At 66.8% G+C, this 14530-nt stretch carries 16 protein-coding genes; 10 read left to right on the forward strand and 6 right to left on the reverse strand.

Translation table 11 applies throughout. The annotated features are described in order from the left end of the window. The first annotated feature begins 28 nt into the window (after positions 1-28). On the forward strand, positions 29-1393 hold the full coding sequence (locus AC5P8Z_RS11950) for a glutamate--cysteine ligase (protein ID WP_286069867.1): 1365 nt from the start codon (positions 29-31) through the stop codon (positions 1391-1393). Between the two features lie 92 nt (positions 1394-1485). On the opposite strand, the gene AC5P8Z_RS11955 is transcribed toward AC5P8Z_RS11950, so the two are convergent. After that, positions 1486-2544, reverse strand: a complete 1059-nt coding sequence (locus AC5P8Z_RS11955; RefSeq protein WP_049428257.1) for an NAD(P)-dependent alcohol dehydrogenase — start codon at positions 2542-2544, stop codon at positions 1486-1488. Between the two features lie 107 nt (positions 2545-2651). Between AC5P8Z_RS11955 and AC5P8Z_RS11960 the strand changes: the two genes are divergently transcribed. Then, positions 2652-3536 carry a LysR family transcriptional regulator gene (locus tag AC5P8Z_RS11960; RefSeq protein WP_495229102.1) on the forward strand — a complete coding sequence of 295 codons (885 nt, stop codon included), beginning with the start codon at positions 2652-2654 and terminating at the stop codon, positions 3534-3536. A gap of 109 nt (positions 3537-3645) precedes the next feature. On the opposite strand, the gene AC5P8Z_RS11965 is transcribed toward AC5P8Z_RS11960, so the two are convergent. Further along, complete coding sequence (locus AC5P8Z_RS11965; RefSeq protein WP_495229103.1) at positions 3646-4308, reverse strand: TetR/AcrR family transcriptional regulator; 663 nt, start codon at positions 4306-4308, stop codon at positions 3646-3648. A gap of 75 nt (positions 4309-4383) precedes the next feature. Between AC5P8Z_RS11965 and AC5P8Z_RS11970 the strand changes: the two genes are divergently transcribed. After that, positions 4384-5079 (forward strand): DAPG hydrolase family protein, encoded by a 696-nt coding sequence (locus AC5P8Z_RS11970; RefSeq protein WP_495229104.1) that lies wholly within the window; start codon positions 4384-4386, stop codon positions 5077-5079. A gap of 12 nt (positions 5080-5091) precedes the next feature. Here AC5P8Z_RS11970 and AC5P8Z_RS11975 read toward each other — a convergent pair whose 3' ends face one another. Then, the gene (locus AC5P8Z_RS11975) at positions 5092-5508 is read right to left on the reverse strand and encodes a VOC family protein (protein ID WP_495229105.1); all 417 of its coding nucleotides are present in this window, start codon (positions 5506-5508) and stop codon (positions 5092-5094) included. Positions 5509-5793: 285 nt separating this feature from the next. On the opposite strand from AC5P8Z_RS11975, the gene AC5P8Z_RS11980 reads away from it, so the two are divergent. Continuing rightward, positions 5794-6363 (forward strand): hypothetical protein, encoded by a 570-nt coding sequence (locus AC5P8Z_RS11980; RefSeq protein WP_495229106.1) that lies wholly within the window; start codon positions 5794-5796, stop codon positions 6361-6363. Between the two features lie 46 nt (positions 6364-6409). Here AC5P8Z_RS11980 and AC5P8Z_RS11985 read toward each other — a convergent pair whose 3' ends face one another. Further along, a complete protein-coding gene (locus tag AC5P8Z_RS11985) occupies positions 6410-7513 on the reverse strand; it encodes an alkene reductase (RefSeq protein WP_495229107.1) in 1104 nt (367 codons plus the stop codon). A 127-nt stretch (positions 7514-7640) separates the two neighbouring features. On the opposite strand from AC5P8Z_RS11985, the gene AC5P8Z_RS11990 reads away from it, so the two are divergent. From AC5P8Z_RS11990 to AC5P8Z_RS12015, 6 genes are all read left to right on the forward strand, one after another. Then, positions 7641-8546, forward strand: coding sequence for a LysR family transcriptional regulator (locus AC5P8Z_RS11990; protein ID WP_286069853.1), 906 nt, complete (start codon positions 7641-7643; stop codon positions 8544-8546). Between the two features lie 71 nt (positions 8547-8617). Next, complete coding sequence (gene frmR, locus AC5P8Z_RS11995; protein ID WP_005411009.1) at positions 8618-8893, forward strand: formaldehyde-responsive transcriptional repressor FrmR; 276 nt, start codon at positions 8618-8620, stop codon at positions 8891-8893. 58 nt (positions 8894-8951) lie between these two features. Further along, positions 8952-10061 carry an S-(hydroxymethyl)glutathione dehydrogenase/class III alcohol dehydrogenase gene (locus AC5P8Z_RS12000; RefSeq protein ID WP_295566879.1) on the forward strand — a complete coding sequence of 370 codons (1110 nt, stop codon included), beginning with the start codon at positions 8952-8954 and terminating at the stop codon, positions 10059-10061. An 8-nt stretch (positions 10062-10069) separates the two neighbouring features. Beyond that, positions 10070-10414: a YqcC family protein gene (locus AC5P8Z_RS12005; RefSeq protein ID WP_295566877.1), complete on the forward strand. Its 345-nt coding sequence runs from the start codon at positions 10070-10072 to the stop codon at positions 10412-10414. Positions 10415-10436: 22 nt separating this feature from the next. After that, positions 10437-11267: an S-formylglutathione hydrolase gene (gene fghA / locus AC5P8Z_RS12010; RefSeq protein ID WP_286069847.1), complete on the forward strand. Its 831-nt coding sequence runs from the start codon at positions 10437-10439 to the stop codon at positions 11265-11267. A 186-nt stretch (positions 11268-11453) separates the two neighbouring features. Then, the gene (locus AC5P8Z_RS12015) at positions 11454-12899 is read left to right on the forward strand and encodes a GGDEF domain-containing protein (RefSeq protein ID WP_495229108.1); all 1446 of its coding nucleotides are present in this window, start codon (positions 11454-11456) and stop codon (positions 12897-12899) included. A 236-nt stretch (positions 12900-13135) separates the two neighbouring features. Here the strand turns inward: AC5P8Z_RS12015 and AC5P8Z_RS12020 are convergent, their stop codons facing one another. Together AC5P8Z_RS12020 and AC5P8Z_RS12025 are read right to left on the reverse strand one after the other, a co-directional pair. Next, the gene (locus AC5P8Z_RS12020) at positions 13136-13474 is read right to left on the reverse strand and encodes a hypothetical protein (protein WP_279945304.1); all 339 of its coding nucleotides are present in this window, start codon (positions 13472-13474) and stop codon (positions 13136-13138) included. Positions 13475-13551: 77 nt separating this feature from the next. Further along, positions 13552-14493 (reverse strand): DegV family protein, encoded by a 942-nt coding sequence (locus AC5P8Z_RS12025; RefSeq protein WP_286069841.1) that lies wholly within the window; start codon positions 14491-14493, stop codon positions 13552-13554. Positions 14494-14530 lie beyond the last annotated feature (37 nt).

Consider the following 14530-nt stretch of genomic DNA (forward strand, 5'->3'; position numbering starts at 1 on the left):
CCCTGCCACTGTCCAGCGAGCCACCCCCTTGTCGAGCCCCAGCCACGTCGCCGATACCCCCATTACCGACCGCTCGCAGCTGGTGGCGGAGATCGCCTCCGGCGAAAAGCCCCGCGCGCGGTGGCGCATTGGTACCGAGCACGAGAAGTTCGGCTTCCGCCTGGATGACCTGCGCCCGCCGACCTTCGAAGGCGAGCGGGGCATCGAAGCGCTGCTAAACGGCCTGGTCCGTTTTGGTTGGACGCCGGTGCAGGAAAACGGCAACACCATCGCCCTGCTGCGCGACGGCGCTTCGGTGACGCTGGAACCGGCCGGTCAGCTGGAACTGTCCGGTGCAGCGCTGGAGACCATCCACCAGACCTGCGTGGAGACCGGCACCCACCTCAATGAAGTGGCGCAGGTGGCAGGCGAATTGCAGCTGGGTTTCCTCGGCATGGGTTTCCAGCCGAAGTGGAAGCGCGATGAGATGCCGTGGATGCCGAAGGGCCGCTACAAGATCATGCGCTCGTACATGCCCAAGGTCGGCTCGCTCGGCCTGGACATGATGACCCGCACCTGCACGGTACAGGTGAACCTGGACTACGCCACCGAAGCGGACATGGTGAAGAAGTTCCGCGTGTCGCTGGCGCTGCAGCCGATCGCCACCGCGCTGTTTGCCGATTCGCCATTCACCGAAGGCAAGCCGAATGGCTACCTGAGCTACCGCTCGCACATCTGGACCGACACCGACGCCGACCGCACCGGCATGCTGGACTTCGTGTTCGAGGAGGGCTTCGGTTACGAGCGCTATGTCGATTACCTGCTCGACGTGCCGATGTACTTCTCCTACCGCGATGGCATCTACCACGACGCCAGCGGGCAGAGCTTCCGCGATTTCATGCAGGGCAAGCTCCCGGTGCTGCCGGGTGCGCTGCCGACGCTGCGCGACTGGTCGGACCACATGACCACTGCGTTCCCGGAAGTGCGCCTGAAGAAGTACCTGGAAATGCGCGGCGCCGATGGCGGCCCGTGGAGCCGCCTGTGTGCGCTGCCGGCGTTCTGGGTGGGCCTGCTGTACGACGACACCGCGCTGGATGCCGCCTGGGACCTGGTGCGCGACTTCACCCTGGCCGAGCGCCATGCGCTGCGCGACGGTGTACCGAAGCATGCGATGAACCTGCCGTTCCGCAACGGCACGGTGCGCGACCTGGCCCGCGAGGCGGTGAAGATTTCGGTGGAAGGCCTCAAGCGCCGTGCCGCGCGCAATGCCGATGGCCAGGACGAGAGCAAGTTCCTGGACGTGCTGCAGGAGATCGTCGAATCCGGCCTGACCCCGGCCGAGCGCAAGCTGGCGCTGTTCCATGGCCGCTGGCACGGCGATGTGGATCCGGTCTTCCGCGAGTTCGCGTATTGATCGCCTTGCGGTAGTGCGGGCCGCTGGCCGGCAATCCCAGAAGAAAAACCCCGGCATTGCCGGGGTTTTTCATTTTTTACATCTGCCCTGGATCAGGCTGCGTTCTTCATCGTCGCCATGTCGATCACGAAGCGGTAGCGCACATCGTTCTTCGCCATGCGCTCCCAGGCTTCGTTGACGTTCTTGATGTCGATCATCTCCACATCGCTGACGATGCCGTGCTCGGCACAGAAGTCCATCATTTCCTGGGTCTCGGCCATGCCGCCGATCGCCGAGCCGGTCAGGTGCTTGCGGCCGAAGATCACGCTGCCGCCGGTCAGCGGCGGGTCCAGTTCGGTCAGCACGCCGACCAGGCACATGGTGGCCTCGCGCTTGAGCAGGCCCATGTACGGGTTGGTGTCATGGCCGACCGGAATGGTGTTGAGCAGGAAGTCGAAGCTGCCGGCATGCGCCTTCATCTGCGCGGCATCGCGCGAGACCAGCACTTCGTCGGCGCCCAGGCGCTTGGCGTCGGCACCCTTTTCCGGGGTGGTGGTGATCATCACCACGTGCGCGCCGAGTGCCTTGGCGAACTTCACGCCCATGTGGCCGAGACCACCCAGACCGATCACGCCGACCTTCTGGCCCGGGCCGACCTTCCAGTGGCGCAGCGGCGACCAGGTGGTGATGCCGGCGCACAGCAGCGGGGCGGCCGCCTTCAGGTCGAGGGTGTCGGACACCTTCACCACGAAGCGCTGTTCGACCACCACGTGGTCGGAGTAGCCACCGTAGGTCGGTGCGCCGCTTTCGCGTTCACGGCCGTTGTAGGTCCAAGTCGCGCCTTCGGCGCAGTACTGCTCCAGGTCGTGCTCGCAGGCATCGCAGTGACGGCACGAGTCGACCATGCAGCCGACGCCGGCATGGTCGCCCACCTTGAAGCGGGTGACGTTGCTGCCGACCTCGGTCACGCGGCCGATGATCTCGTGGCCCGGCACCATCGGGTAGATCGAGCCACCCCAGTCGTCGCGGGCCTGGTGCAGGTCGGAGTGGCAGATGCCGCTGTAGAGGATCTCGATGCGCACATCGTCCGGGCCGACCGCGCGGCGTTCGAACTCGTACGGAACCAGCGGGTCGGTATGTGAATGGGCGGCGTAACCACGGGCGAGGGACATGGAGAATCCTTGGCAGGGTTTGTCGAAAGGCGTTTTACAATACGCCCCGTTCCCAGCGGCAAGAAGCGCGGATATCGGCATGATTCATCAAGTGGAACTGCACAATCATGGCCAGTGACAACCTCACCCATCTGGCCGCGTTCGCCGCGGTGGCCCGCCATCGCAGTTTCCGCCGTGCCGGTGCCGAACTGGCCCTGTCGACCTCGGCGGTGAGCTATGCGATCCGCGCGCTGGAGGAGCGGCTGGGCGTCGGCCTGTTCCATCGCACCACCCGCAGCGTGGCCCTGACCGAGGCTGGGCAGCGCCTGCTGGAGCGCCTGCAGCCGGCGCTGGGCCAGGTGCATGACGCGCTGGAGGAGATGAACCAGTTCCGCGCCGCCCCTGCCGGCCTGCTGCGGATCAATGCGACGCGCGCTGCCGTGGCGACCCAGTTGGGGCCGCGGCTGGCCCACTTCCTGCACGCCCATCCGGACGTGCGGGTGGAACTGACCGAGAACGATGGCCTGGTCGACATCGTCGCCGAGGGCTATGACGCCGGCGTGCGCCTGCACGAGTTCGTGCCCGAGGACATGGTGGCGGTGCCGATGGGACCGCCGCTGCGCGGGTTGATCGTCGGCTCGCCAGAGTATCTGCAGCGACGTCCGGCTCCCCAGCATCCGCGTGATCTGGCGGCACACGAGTGCATCCGTTTCCGCTTCGCCAGCGGGCATCTGTACAAGTGGCAGTTCGAGCGCGATGGGCAGGCGCTGGAAATCGATGTGCCCGGGCGGCTGACCCTGTGCGAGCAGGGTACCGTGGTCAGAGCGGTACTCGATGGCATCGGCCTGGCCTACGTGCTGGAAGACACCGCGCGACCGTACATCGAATCGGGGCAGATGGTGGCGGTGCTGGAAGACTGGAGCGAACCGTTCGCTGGTTTCGCGCTGTACTACCCGAAGCAGCGGCAGATGCCCGGTGCGCTGCGCGCGTTCGTGGATATGCTGCGCGAGTGAGGTGCTGCAGGCGTGCCGACCAACGGTCGGCACCCACCGGGGCAGGCCATTGCCGACCAACGAATCGGGATCGGCCGGTAGATCCACGCCATGCGTGGATGGAGCAACCCTACGCCCCCTGCAACACCGGCCCCAACAACGCCATGCACTCACGCAGGTGCGCGTCCACCGGCGCATCCTCGGCCACCACGCCGATCACGCGTTCGCGCAGTGGCTCGGCCACGGCCATCGCGAGCAGCAATCGCGCCATGCGAACAGGATCTCCCTCGCGCAGCAGCCCGCGTTGTTGCTGTCGCGCCAGCCAGTCAGCCAGCAGCGCTCGGCCGCGTTCAATGCCGTTGTCCAGGTAGGCCTGCAGCAGCGCGTCCTTGCCGGGGAAATCGGTGGCCAGCAGGCGGAACACCTGCACCGCCTGCGCCGACAGCGCCTGTGCGCACACCGCGTGCAGGATGTCCTGCAGCAACGGCAGCACCTCGTCGGTATTGCGCGCATCGCGCTGCAGTTGTGGCGCGAAGCCGTCCGTCCACTCACGCACCGCCAACCCGACCAGTTCCTCGCGGTTGCTGGCATGCCGATAGACGGTCTTCTTCGCCACCCCGGCATGCGCCGCCACCGCTTCGACGGTGGTGGCCTCGTAACCCTGCGCCAGCAGCAGCTCCAGCGTGGCCTGCAGCACGGCGTGGCGGACTTCGGCTTCCGGTCGTGCAGGGCGGCCGCGACGGCGGGTGGGTGATGTGGGTTCGGGCAGGGGGGGGCTGTTCATTGCGCCCATCTTACCGCACCCATCTAATTGCGAAACGATGTACGTTTCCGTATTGTCAGGTCTCCCAACCCGTAGGACACCCCGATGGATACCGCTGTGAACGCTCGCGCCTGGCTGGACCACCACGATCTGCTGGACCCGGCGCCGATGCATCTGGAGACCGGCATCCAGCGCCGCGAAGACGGCACCCTGCTGGTGGCGGTGCGCACCGATCTGCACGGCTGCAAGGGCCGCATGCTGGACTGGTGGTTCACCTTCTTCGAGACCACCCAGCACATCCGCTGGTGGCATCCGGTCGATCATGTCGAGCATCGCGGCTGGGACGAGGCCTGGCAGCGCGGGCACAGCTACCACGGCGCCAGCATCCATGCGGTGGAATCGCTGGCCGACATTCCGCCGGTGGCGGCGCGCCTGAAGTTCCATGACCCGCGCACGTTGCTGGCGCCCGAGCGACTGCAGGCGGTACAGGATGCAGGCGATGTATCGGCGGTGATCGCCGCGCGCATCGGCTTCGGCGACCACGTCCGCCTGGATGCAAACGGTGATCCCTGCGACGGGCAGATGCTGCACGTGGCGCGCGATACGCCGTTTGGCTGCGTGCTGCGCAGCCGCTTCGTGCTCGGCCTGGACAGCACCGATCCGCACCGCGATGCCAGCGATGCGGTCGGGCTGGGCCTGCTCAAGCACTGCTACACCGAGTTCAGCTTCCTCTCGCGCCTGCTGCCGTCGCTGTACTACGGCGAGCGTGCCAACGGCGAAGCGGTGCCGTTGCCGTGGTGAGTGGTGCAATGGTCATTCGACCAGCACGTCGTAGCCTTCGCTGCTGAACTGGATCAGGCAGAAGCCATGGCCGAACGGATCGGCCAGCACGGCGATGCACCCCCAGCGACGCTCGCGCACGGACTGCTCGAGTGTCGCCCCGGCCGCAACCGCACGTGCCACTGCAGCTTCGATGTCATCCACCACCCAGTCCAGGTGCAGCGGCGTCCAATGGCGCTCGTAGTCGCGAACGTCGCCATCTTCAGTTGCGACGCTGCCAGCTTCGTTCTGCAGCAGGTACAGCGGCGTTGGCCCGCCGAGCAGTTCCACGGCCTCTGGTCCGAGACGGCGGCCGACGCGCAGCCCGAATGCCTGCATGTAGAACGTTTCAGCGGCCGCAAGATGGGGGACGTCGAGGTTGACGATGAACGACGTGGTGACAGAGTTCATGGGGACTTTCGTCATGTTGTTGGGCTCGAAGGTGCCATCTAGGATCGAACTGCAGTGCCAGACCGGGTGCCGTAGTCGTTCCGACCGGTGGCTCCGTTGCCAGGGAGGATTCCATGCGTGGGCGGGAAGAGAAAGCGCGGGCGCGCACCCTGGGGTACCACGTCGGCCGATGGCGCTGGCTGCGATTGGCAATGCCCGTTCCGGGCGGAGCCTCCACCAGTGTGATCCATGTGGAGGCAGAGGGCAGGTGACGGAACAACCACAGACCCAACCAGGGAGCGCAACATGCATGAGCAGGATATAGCCGTACGATTGGAGCGTCTGGAGCGCAGGCTGCGCCGCAGGAATCTGCTCGCCGCCTGGATGTTCGTGCTGGGTGCGACGTTGGCCCTGGTCGGAACCAGCGTGGCCACGCCCGATGCCGGCGTGGTGCCGGAGATCCGTACCTACAAGCTGACCGTGCTCGACAGTGAAGGGCGCACGCGCGTGCAGATTGCCGAGGATGCCAGTGACATTGCCCGCAACTCACGCGCAACGGGCATGACCATCTACGACGCGAAGGGCGATGAGCGCGGTGGCATCGGCACCATGGCCAATGGCAGCGCGGTAATGGCGTTGGATGCGCCGGTTGGCGTGGGATACAAGGTGCGCGATCGGGTGGGCATGAGAGTCGCGCCCGATGGCACCGCCGTGATCACAGCACTGTCCAACGAGGGCAGCTTTGCCGCCAGCCTGGTGGCGCAGGGCAACCAGGGGCGGCTGGAGCTGAGTCGGAAGGACTCGGCCAGGGGCGAGATCAGCACCCGTGTGCTGACCTTTGATTCGGACTCGACCAAGGTAGAAAAGGCGCCGTGATGCGTTCCGCAGCGAGAGTTGCATCGCATCCATGCAGGGCGTGGCTCTACTGTGCGCGCGGGTAATCGAGGTAACCGGCCTCGCCGCCACCGTAATAGGTGTTGCGGTCCGGCGTGGCGAGCGCGACGTCCCGCTGCAGGCGTTCAACCAGATCCGGGTTGGCGATGAACGGCTGGCCGAACGCGGCCAGATCGATGGTACCGGCCTCGACCAGCTGCAGTGCACGTGCGCGCGTCATCCCGCCGGCCAGGATCAGCGTGCCGCCGTAGGACTGCTTGAACTGCTGCAGAAATGCCTCGCCCAGCACCGATTCGCCCTGCTGCAGGTTGTCGTTGAGGTGCACGTAGGCCAGGCCGCGCTTGCCCAGTTCCTCGGCCAGGTACAGATAGGTGGCCTCGTTGCCGGCATAGAACGGCATGTCGAAGGTGAGGTTGTTCGGTGCCAGGCGCACGCCGATGCGGTGCGCACCGATGCGCTGCGCCATGGCGTCGACGGTCTCCAGGATCAACCGCGCACGGTTGGCCAGCGAGCCGCCATAGCGGTCGTCGCGCTGGTTGATGAGTGGGTTGAGGAACTGTTCGAACAGATAGCCGTTGGCGGCGTGCAGTTCGATGCCGTCGAAGCGGGCGGCGATCGCGTTGTCGGCGCCGCGTGCGAAGTCGGCAATGATGCCCGGGATTTCGTCGGTGGCCAGCGCACGTGCCGGGGTTGGATCGGCGTGGCCGCGGCTGCCGTCGTCCAGGTACACGAACGAGGTGTTCTTCGGCGCGCTGGCGACCGGGCGGGTGCCGGCACTGACCGGCTGCCCGCCATCGGGCTGCAGCGAGCTGTGCGACATGCGGCCCACGTGCCACAGCTGCGCGAAGATCGTGCCCTGTGCGGCATGCACCGCCTCGGTGACGAGCTTCCAACCGGCGACCTGCTCGGCCGACCAGATGCCGGGCACATCGATGTAGCCCTGGCCCTGCGGCGATACCGGCGTGCCTTCACTGATGATTAGGCCGGCGCTGGCGCGCTGCCGGTAGTACTGTGCGGTGAGTTCGTTGGCGACCGCACCGGGGTTGCGGGCGCGGGTCATCGGGGCCATCGCGATGCGGTTGCGCAGGGCGGTGCCTGACAGGTCGAACGGCTGGAACAGGGCGGCGGTCATGTAGGTCATCTCGGTGCGGGGAGGCGCCAGCGGCGCGATGCACACAGGATGGCGTTGACAAGCGGGCGCATAAAGCGCTTCGATTTCCCGTAGCTGGGGACTATTTGTCCCCAATGGAGCATGAAAGTTGTTGCCACTGGAATCCTTGAATGGCCTGGTGACCTTCGTCACCACAGCGCGCTCGGGCAGCTTCACCGAAGCCGCCGATGCGCTGGGCATCTCGCGCTCGGCGGTGGGCAAAGCCATCGCCCGGCTGGAAGCGCGGCTGGGCGTGCGCCTGTTCCACCGCACCACGCGGCGCATCGCGCTGACCACCGACGGCGAGGCGTACTACGCATCGTGTGCGGCGGCGCTCGAAGAAATCTCCGCCGCCGAGGCCTGCCTGGGGTCGGCCGGGCTGCCCAGCGGGCGGCTGCGCATCGACATGCCGTCCTCGTTCGGGCGGCTGGTGGTGCTGCCGGTGCTGCTGCGGCTGTGCCGGCAGTACCCGGACCTGCAGCTGACGATGACCTTCACCGATCACTTCATCGATCCCGTCGAGGAAGGCATCGACCTGCTGATCCGCTTCGGTGGGCTGCACCAGGCCGAGCATCTGGTGGCACGCCGGCTGGGGCGCCAGCGGCTGGTCACCTGTGCATCGCCAGCGTACCTGCAGGCACATGGTACCCCGCACATTGTCGAGGAGCTGGCGCAGCACCGCAGCATCGTCGGCTTCCGCCACGGCCAGCCGGTGGCGTGGCGGATCGGTAGCGATGATGCGGAAGGAACCTTCATTCCGAATGCGGCCTACCAGCTCAACGACGGCGACGCGGTGATCGACGCGGCCATCGCTGGGCTCGGCATCTGCCAGATGCCCATCTCACTGGTGCGCCGTCATCTGGAGTCCGGCGCGCTGCACTCGGTGCTGGATGCGCACATGCAGCGGCATATCGACATCCACGCACTGTGGCCACCGACCCGCCACCTGCGACCGAAGGTACGCTATGTGGTGGATGAACTGGCGCGGCTGGCGGGTCGGGGAGCGTTCGACTGAGGCCCCCCGGATTGAGTCAGGAAACCTGGCGTGTATACTATCCCCCAGTATAGTTCCGAGCTGCCTCCGTCATGCCGCACTCCCCCGAAGAGAAAAAGAAGGTCCTGGCCCGCGTGCGCCGCATCCGTGGCCAGTGCGATGCGCTGGACCGCGCGCTGGAAGCCGGTGCTGACTGCGGGCCGGTGCTGCAGCAGATCGCGGCCATCCGTGGCGCGGTCAACGGCCTGATGTCCGAGGTGATGGAGGCCCATCTGCGCGAGGAATTCGGCCAGCCCGCGGCCTCTGATGAACAACGCGCCGAACGCGTGCGCGACATGAGCGCGTTGATCCGCTCGTACCTGAAGTAAACGGTGGCGCAACATGGCGCCGCCCATCCTGTCATTGCCTGTCTCTGGAGAAACCACCATGAAGTCCCGTGCCGCCGTCGCCTTTGGTCCCGGTCAGCCGCTGCAGATCGTCGAGATCGACGTCGCCCCGCCGAAGGCAGGCGAAGTGCTGGTCAAGATCACCCACACCGGTGTCTGCCACACCGATGCGTTCACGCTGTCCGGCGATGATCCGGAAGGCCTGTTCCCGGTGGTGCTGGGCCATGAAGGCGCCGGCATCGTGGTGGACGTGGGCGAGGGCGTGACCAGCGTCAAGCCGGGCGACCACGTGATTCCGCTGTATACCGCCGAGTGCGGCGAGTGCCTGTTCTGCAAGAGCGGCAAGACCAACCTGTGCGTGTCGGTGCGCGCGACCCAGGGCAAGGGCGTGATGCCCGACGGCACCAGCCGCTTCAGCTACAACGGCGAGCCGCTGTACCACTACATGGGCTGCTCGACCTTCAGCGAGTACACCGTGGTGGCCGAAGTCTCGCTGGCCAAGATCAATCCGGACGCCAACCCGGAACACGTCTGCCTGCTTGGCTGCGGTGTCACCACCGGCATCGGCGCGGTGCACAACACCGCCAAGGTGCAGGAAGGCGACAGCGTGGCGGTGTTCGGCCTCGGTGGCATCGGCCTGGCGGTGATCCAGGGTGCGCGCCAGGCCAAGGCCGGCCGCATCATCGCGGTGGACACCAACCCGTCCAAGTTCGAACTGGCGCGCGAATTCGGCGCCACCGACTGCATCAATCCAAAGGACTTCGACACGCCGATCCAGCAGGTCATCGTCGAGATGACCACCTGGGGCGTGGACCACAGCTTCGAGTGCATCGGCAACGTCAACGTGATGCGCGCGGCGCTGGAATGCGCGCACCGTGGCTGGGGCCAGAGCGTGGTGATCGGCGTGGCCGGTTCGGGCCAGGAGATCTCCACCCGTCCGTTCCAGCTGGTGACCGGCCGCAAGTGGATGGGCACCGCCTTCGGTGGCGTGAAGGGCCGCAGCCAGCTGCCGGGCATGGTCGAGGACGCGATGAAGGGCGATATCGAGCTCGCCCCGTTCGTCACGCACACCATGGACCTGGACAAGATCAACGAAGCCTTCGACCTGATGCATGAAGGCAAGTCGATCCGTTCGGTCGTGCATTACTGAGCCACGGCATGGGCTGGCTGGATGCCCTGCGCCGGCCGCGTGCGGAAGACCCGCGCGCGGCCCTGGTCGCCCCGATCGAGCAGGTGCTGCGCGCGCTGGGCTGGGTCGAAGGCGAGGTCGGTGCCCCGCGCCCGGTGGATTCACCGTTCGGCATCGATGAGATGCCGTTCGAGCACTGGCTGGCGCAGGTCTTCCTGCCGCGGCTGCACGAGGCCCGCGCCGATGGCCGATGGCCACCGCGCAGCGATGTGGCGGTGGCCGCGTACCGCAACCTGGATGGCCAGCCCGGCGTCGAGCCGCTGCTGCGCCTGCTGTCGCAGCTGGATGAGTTGATCAACACACGTGACGGCTGACGCCGGCACGCAGGAGAGTCCCATGGAACGCATTGAACACCGCGCCTGTTTCGGTGGCTGGCAGGACGTCTACCGCCATCATTCGACCACGCTGGGCTGCGACATGCAGTTCGCCGTGTACCTGCCGCCGCAGGCGGATACTCAGGCGCTGCCGGTGCTGTACTGGCTGAGCGGCCTGACCTGCACCGAGCAGAATTTCATCACCAAGGCCGGCGCGCAGCGCTATGCGGCCGAGCATGGGGTGATCATCGTCGCACCCGACACCAGCCCGCGCGGTGACGATGTGGCCGATGCCGAGGGCTACGACCTGGGCAAGGGCGCTGGCTTCTACCTCAATGCCACCCGCGTGCCGTGGGCGACGCACTACCGCATGCACGATTACGTGGCGCAGGAGCTGCCGGCGCTGATCGAAGCGAACTTCGCGGTGACCGATGCCCGCGCGATCAGTGGCCATTCGATGGGCGGCCATGGCGCGCTGGTGATCGCGCTGCGCAACCCGGGGCGCTATCGCAGCGTGTCGGCGTTTTCGCCGATTGTCGCGCCCAGCCACGTGCCGTGGGGTCAAAAGGCCTTCCATGCTTACCTCGGCGACAACCCCGCCGACTGGGCAGCGTGGGATGCCTGTGCGCTGCTGGCCACCGCCGAAGAGCGCCTGCCGCTGCTGGTCGACCAGGGCGAGGCCGACGAGTTCCTGCAGACCCAGCTGCAGCCACAGCGCCTGCAGGAGGCCTGCGCGGCCGCCGGCCATCCGCTGACCCTACGCCTGCAGCCTGGTTACGACCACAGCTACTACTTCATTGGCAGCTTCATCGGCGAGCACATCGCCCACCACGCCCGCGCCCTCAACGCCTGAGGCGTCTGCGGTAGTGCCGGCCGCTGGCCGGCCCCCCCAGGGAGATACGGAACTGCAGGTTGCCGACCACTGGCCGGCACTACCGGGCGGTGCCCGCGGCGTGTTGTTTTGCCGCAGTGGATCACGCCGCTGTAGCGTGCCGGCGCGCTATCGTGCGCCCATACGGCCTTGCGGATGGGGGAAGGCATGCCGGTAGTGCTGGCGCTGCTGTATGTGCTGTGCCATGGCGTGGTGCTGGCCCTGTGGCCCGGTCCCGCCGGGGCGGGTTCCTTCGTTTTCCTGACCGGCGCCCCGTTGCTGGCTGCGGTCGCCTGCCTGTGGCGGGCCCGCCGCGACCGCGCGGCGCTGGGGTGGCGGGCCACGGCGTTGGCGCTGCTGCTGTGGGCCGGCGGCATGGCGTTCAACATGATCGACGCTCTGGGCGCCGGCCGTGCCGATTTCACCCCGCGGGCTAGCCTGTTCCTTTACGTGCTTTACGGTGTGCCCCTGGTGTTCATCCTGGCCCGGGCGCGCCGGGAACGGGTCAGCATCAGCCTGATCGATGCGGCGATGGCGGCGCTGCTGGGTGTGCTGTTCTTCGTGCACGCGCAGTCGTTTGCCGCCCGTGTTGACATCGACGACCACGCGTTGTCCAACATGCAGCGCATGTTCGATATCCAGAACCTGTGCATCGCCATGTTCGCGGTGGTGCGCTGGCTGGCCGGCGACGTTCCCGAGCGGCGCACCTTTTTCCGTGCGCTGGCGATGTATGCGGTCACCTACCTGTTGGTGGCGTACTACATCAACCACTACACCTCCGACGATGCGTTCGGTGCCTATGCCGACCTGCTGATCGATCTGCCGTTACTGTTGTTGGCGCTGCTCGCACTCAGCCAGGCACCCGCGCGGATCCTTGCGCCGCATCCGCGGATGGCGCGCACGGTGCAGGCGGCCGGCCCGATGATCCTGCCGTTGCTGCTGCTGGTGGTCGGCACCCTGGTGGTCGACCATGCGCGACCGCTGGCGGTCAGCGGGTTCGTGGTGGCGACGCTGGGCTTCGGCCTGCGCAGCATCCTGCTGCAGGTGGACCTGATGGAACGGCAGGCGTCGCTGGACCAGCTGGCGCGCCAGGATGGCCTGACCGGCGTGGCCAACCGGCGCGAGTTCGACGCGCTGCTGCTGGCCGAGTGGAACCGCGCACGGCGCAGTGGCACCGAGCTGGGCCTGCTGCTGTTGGATATCGACCACTTCAAGGCCTTCAACGACCAGCACGGCCATCCTGCGGGGGACCGCTGTCTGCAGGCGGTTGCTGCGATTCTGAAGGCAGGCGCGGGCCGTGCGGGCGACAGTGTTGCGCGGTACGGGGGCGAGGAATTCGCGGTGATCGTGCCGGGAAGCCCGTTGTCCAGCGTACTGGCGCTGGCTGAGCGCCTGCGCGAGGCGGTGGAAGCGCTGCCACTGGCGGAAGGATCGGTCAGCATCAGCATCGGTGTGGGGTACCTGCATCCGCCAGCGATGGCCAGTGCCGATCAGCTGCTGGCCGATGCCGATGCCGGCCTGTATGCGGCCAAGCGGGCCGGCCGCAACCAGGTGATCCTGCATGCGCACGTGCTGGATGACGAAGGCAGCACGCACGGCACGATGGATTGCTGATCCGGATCCGTCGGTGACGCGCTGACGGCGCATTGCCTCCGGACCGCATCCTGCTCTGGTCGCTCAGAATCGACCTGCTTGAAGTGCCGTCCCCCAGCGCATCACGCTGGACACTCTGGCCGCGCCGGCTAGTGGCTGTGTGCACTCCGTGCAACCTGCATGGGGGGCGGCACGACAGTGCGCTCGACCGGAAGAGTCGAGCGCGCCAAATTTCACCGGCGACGCCGGCGGATGCCTCAACGCACGTCGCGCAGTTCCCAATGGTGGCCGGCCAGCAGGCGCAGGCGCTGCTTGAACACGTCGCTGTCGATGCGGGTGGTGGCCACCAGGTTGATGCGCAGATCCTTCTGCTCGCCGGTCACGGTGGCATCCGGATCGGTTGCCCCCCACTGCGGCTCCACCGCATCCGGGTCGGGCTGCTTGGCCTTCCAGCGCTCGAACAGCGTGCCGCTGCGCAGGGCGTCCTGCAGCTCTTCGGCGAAACCGGCGGCGCCCTGCGAATGGAAGGACAGGTCAGGATCGTTGCCGCGGGCCTTGGACGGGTCGGGCAGGCTGATGTGGTACTGCGCAGGCATGGTGTTCTCCTTGAAGTGCGGCAAGGCTGGCACAGTCGCGGTGGAATCGATGTGCAGATTCCCGCCACGGTCGGCCTTCATTCAAACCGATGCGGCCCATCGGCAAAGCCCACGGTGACCGCACCCTTGCCGACGTTGACCATGCCGGTCAGGCTCATCACCGATTCGTACACGGTCACGCCGTGGCCGGCGCAGACCTCCTTCAGCTGTGCGTAGCCAGGCAGGGTGCGCAGTTCGTCCAGTTCGCCGCCGTAGCTGACGCACACGGTCGGTGTCATCAGCCCCGCACGCACGCGTTGGCCGACCACCGCGAACAGCTTCTGCACGGCGTTGTCGAAGCCCTTGATCTTGGCCACCGGCCCGGTCTCGCCGCGGTAGCCGTGCAGCACCGGCTTGATGTCCAGCGCGCTGCCCAGCGCCGCGCTGAGCAGGCCGACGCTGCGGTCGCCCTTGTGCCGCGCACGTGCGCGCATGTAGTACAGGTCGCGGGTGACCATGTAGCCGTGTACGTTGCCGGCCAGTTCCTCCAGCCGTTCGCGGATCTGCTGCACGCTGGCGTTGCTGTCGCGCAGGCGCACCGCCTCCACCGCGGTCACGGCCTGCGCGGCAAACAGGTTCTGCGTGTCGAGCACGCGCAGCGCGAACGGCGAGTTGTAGCCCGCCGCCTGCCGCACCGGCTTGTAGTCGTTGAGGATGGCGAAACTGGCCTGCAGCGCATTGTCGTGGATCGGGCTGCGGGTCTTGGTGATGGTCATGCAGAATACGTGGTCGTAATCGATCACCAGCTGCTGCAGGAACAGGTCGCGGATCTGGTTGACGCTGAAGGGGATGGTCTCCGCTTCAGCCCCATGTTCGGCCACATGCGCGTGCAGGAAGCTCAGCGTGGCCTGCTCATCGCGGTGATCGGCCAGCACCGCTTCGCCGATGCGTACAGTGATCGGCAGCAGCACGATGTTGTGCTCGGCAATGAAGTCCTGCGGCAGGTCGCAGGCCGAGTCGACGACGATTCCGATGCGCATCCGCAGCTCCCCCTCCAGGGCGGTTGTAGGTTCGGAA

It is taken from the genome of Stenotrophomonas sp. YJH_SMC_17 (genome assembly GCF_059371655.1).

Coding starts and splice junctions, on each gene's coding strand:
- AC5P8Z_RS11955 (WP_049428257.1), bottom strand. CDS start 2,544: ATGTCCCTCGCCCGTGGTTACGCCGCCCATTCACATACCGACCCGCTG.
- AC5P8Z_RS11960 (WP_495229102.1), top strand. CDS start 2,652: ATGGCCAGTGACAACCTCACCCATCTGGCCGCGTTCGCCGCGGTGGCC.
- AC5P8Z_RS11965 (WP_495229103.1), bottom strand. CDS start 4,308: ATGGGCGCAATGAACAGCCCCCCCCTGCCCGAACCCACATCACCCACC.
- AC5P8Z_RS11970 (WP_495229104.1), top strand. CDS start 4,384: ATGGATACCGCTGTGAACGCTCGCGCCTGGCTGGACCACCACGATCTG.
- AC5P8Z_RS11975 (WP_495229105.1), bottom strand. CDS start 5,508: ATGAACTCTGTCACCACGTCGTTCATCGTCAACCTCGACGTCCCCCAT.
- AC5P8Z_RS11980 (WP_495229106.1), top strand. CDS start 5,794: ATGCATGAGCAGGATATAGCCGTACGATTGGAGCGTCTGGAGCGCAGG.
- AC5P8Z_RS11985 (WP_495229107.1), bottom strand. CDS start 7,513: ATGACCGCCGCCCTGTTCCAGCCGTTCGACCTGTCAGGCACCGCCCTG.
- frmR (WP_005411009.1), top strand. CDS start 8,618: ATGCCGCACTCCCCCGAAGAGAAAAAGAAGGTCCTGGCCCGCGTGCGC.
- AC5P8Z_RS12000 (WP_295566879.1), top strand. CDS start 8,952: ATGAAGTCCCGTGCCGCCGTCGCCTTTGGTCCCGGTCAGCCGCTGCAG.
- AC5P8Z_RS12005 (WP_295566877.1), top strand. CDS start 10,070: ATGGGCTGGCTGGATGCCCTGCGCCGGCCGCGTGCGGAAGACCCGCGC.
- fghA (WP_286069847.1), top strand. CDS start 10,437: ATGGAACGCATTGAACACCGCGCCTGTTTCGGTGGCTGGCAGGACGTC.
- AC5P8Z_RS12015 (WP_495229108.1), top strand. CDS start 11,454: ATGCCGGTAGTGCTGGCGCTGCTGTATGTGCTGTGCCATGGCGTGGTG.
- AC5P8Z_RS12020 (WP_279945304.1), bottom strand. CDS start 13,474: ATGCCTGCGCAGTACCACATCAGCCTGCCCGACCCGTCCAAGGCCCGC.
- AC5P8Z_RS12025 (WP_286069841.1), bottom strand. CDS start 14,493: ATGCGCATCGGAATCGTCGTCGACTCGGCCTGCGACCTGCCGCAGGAC.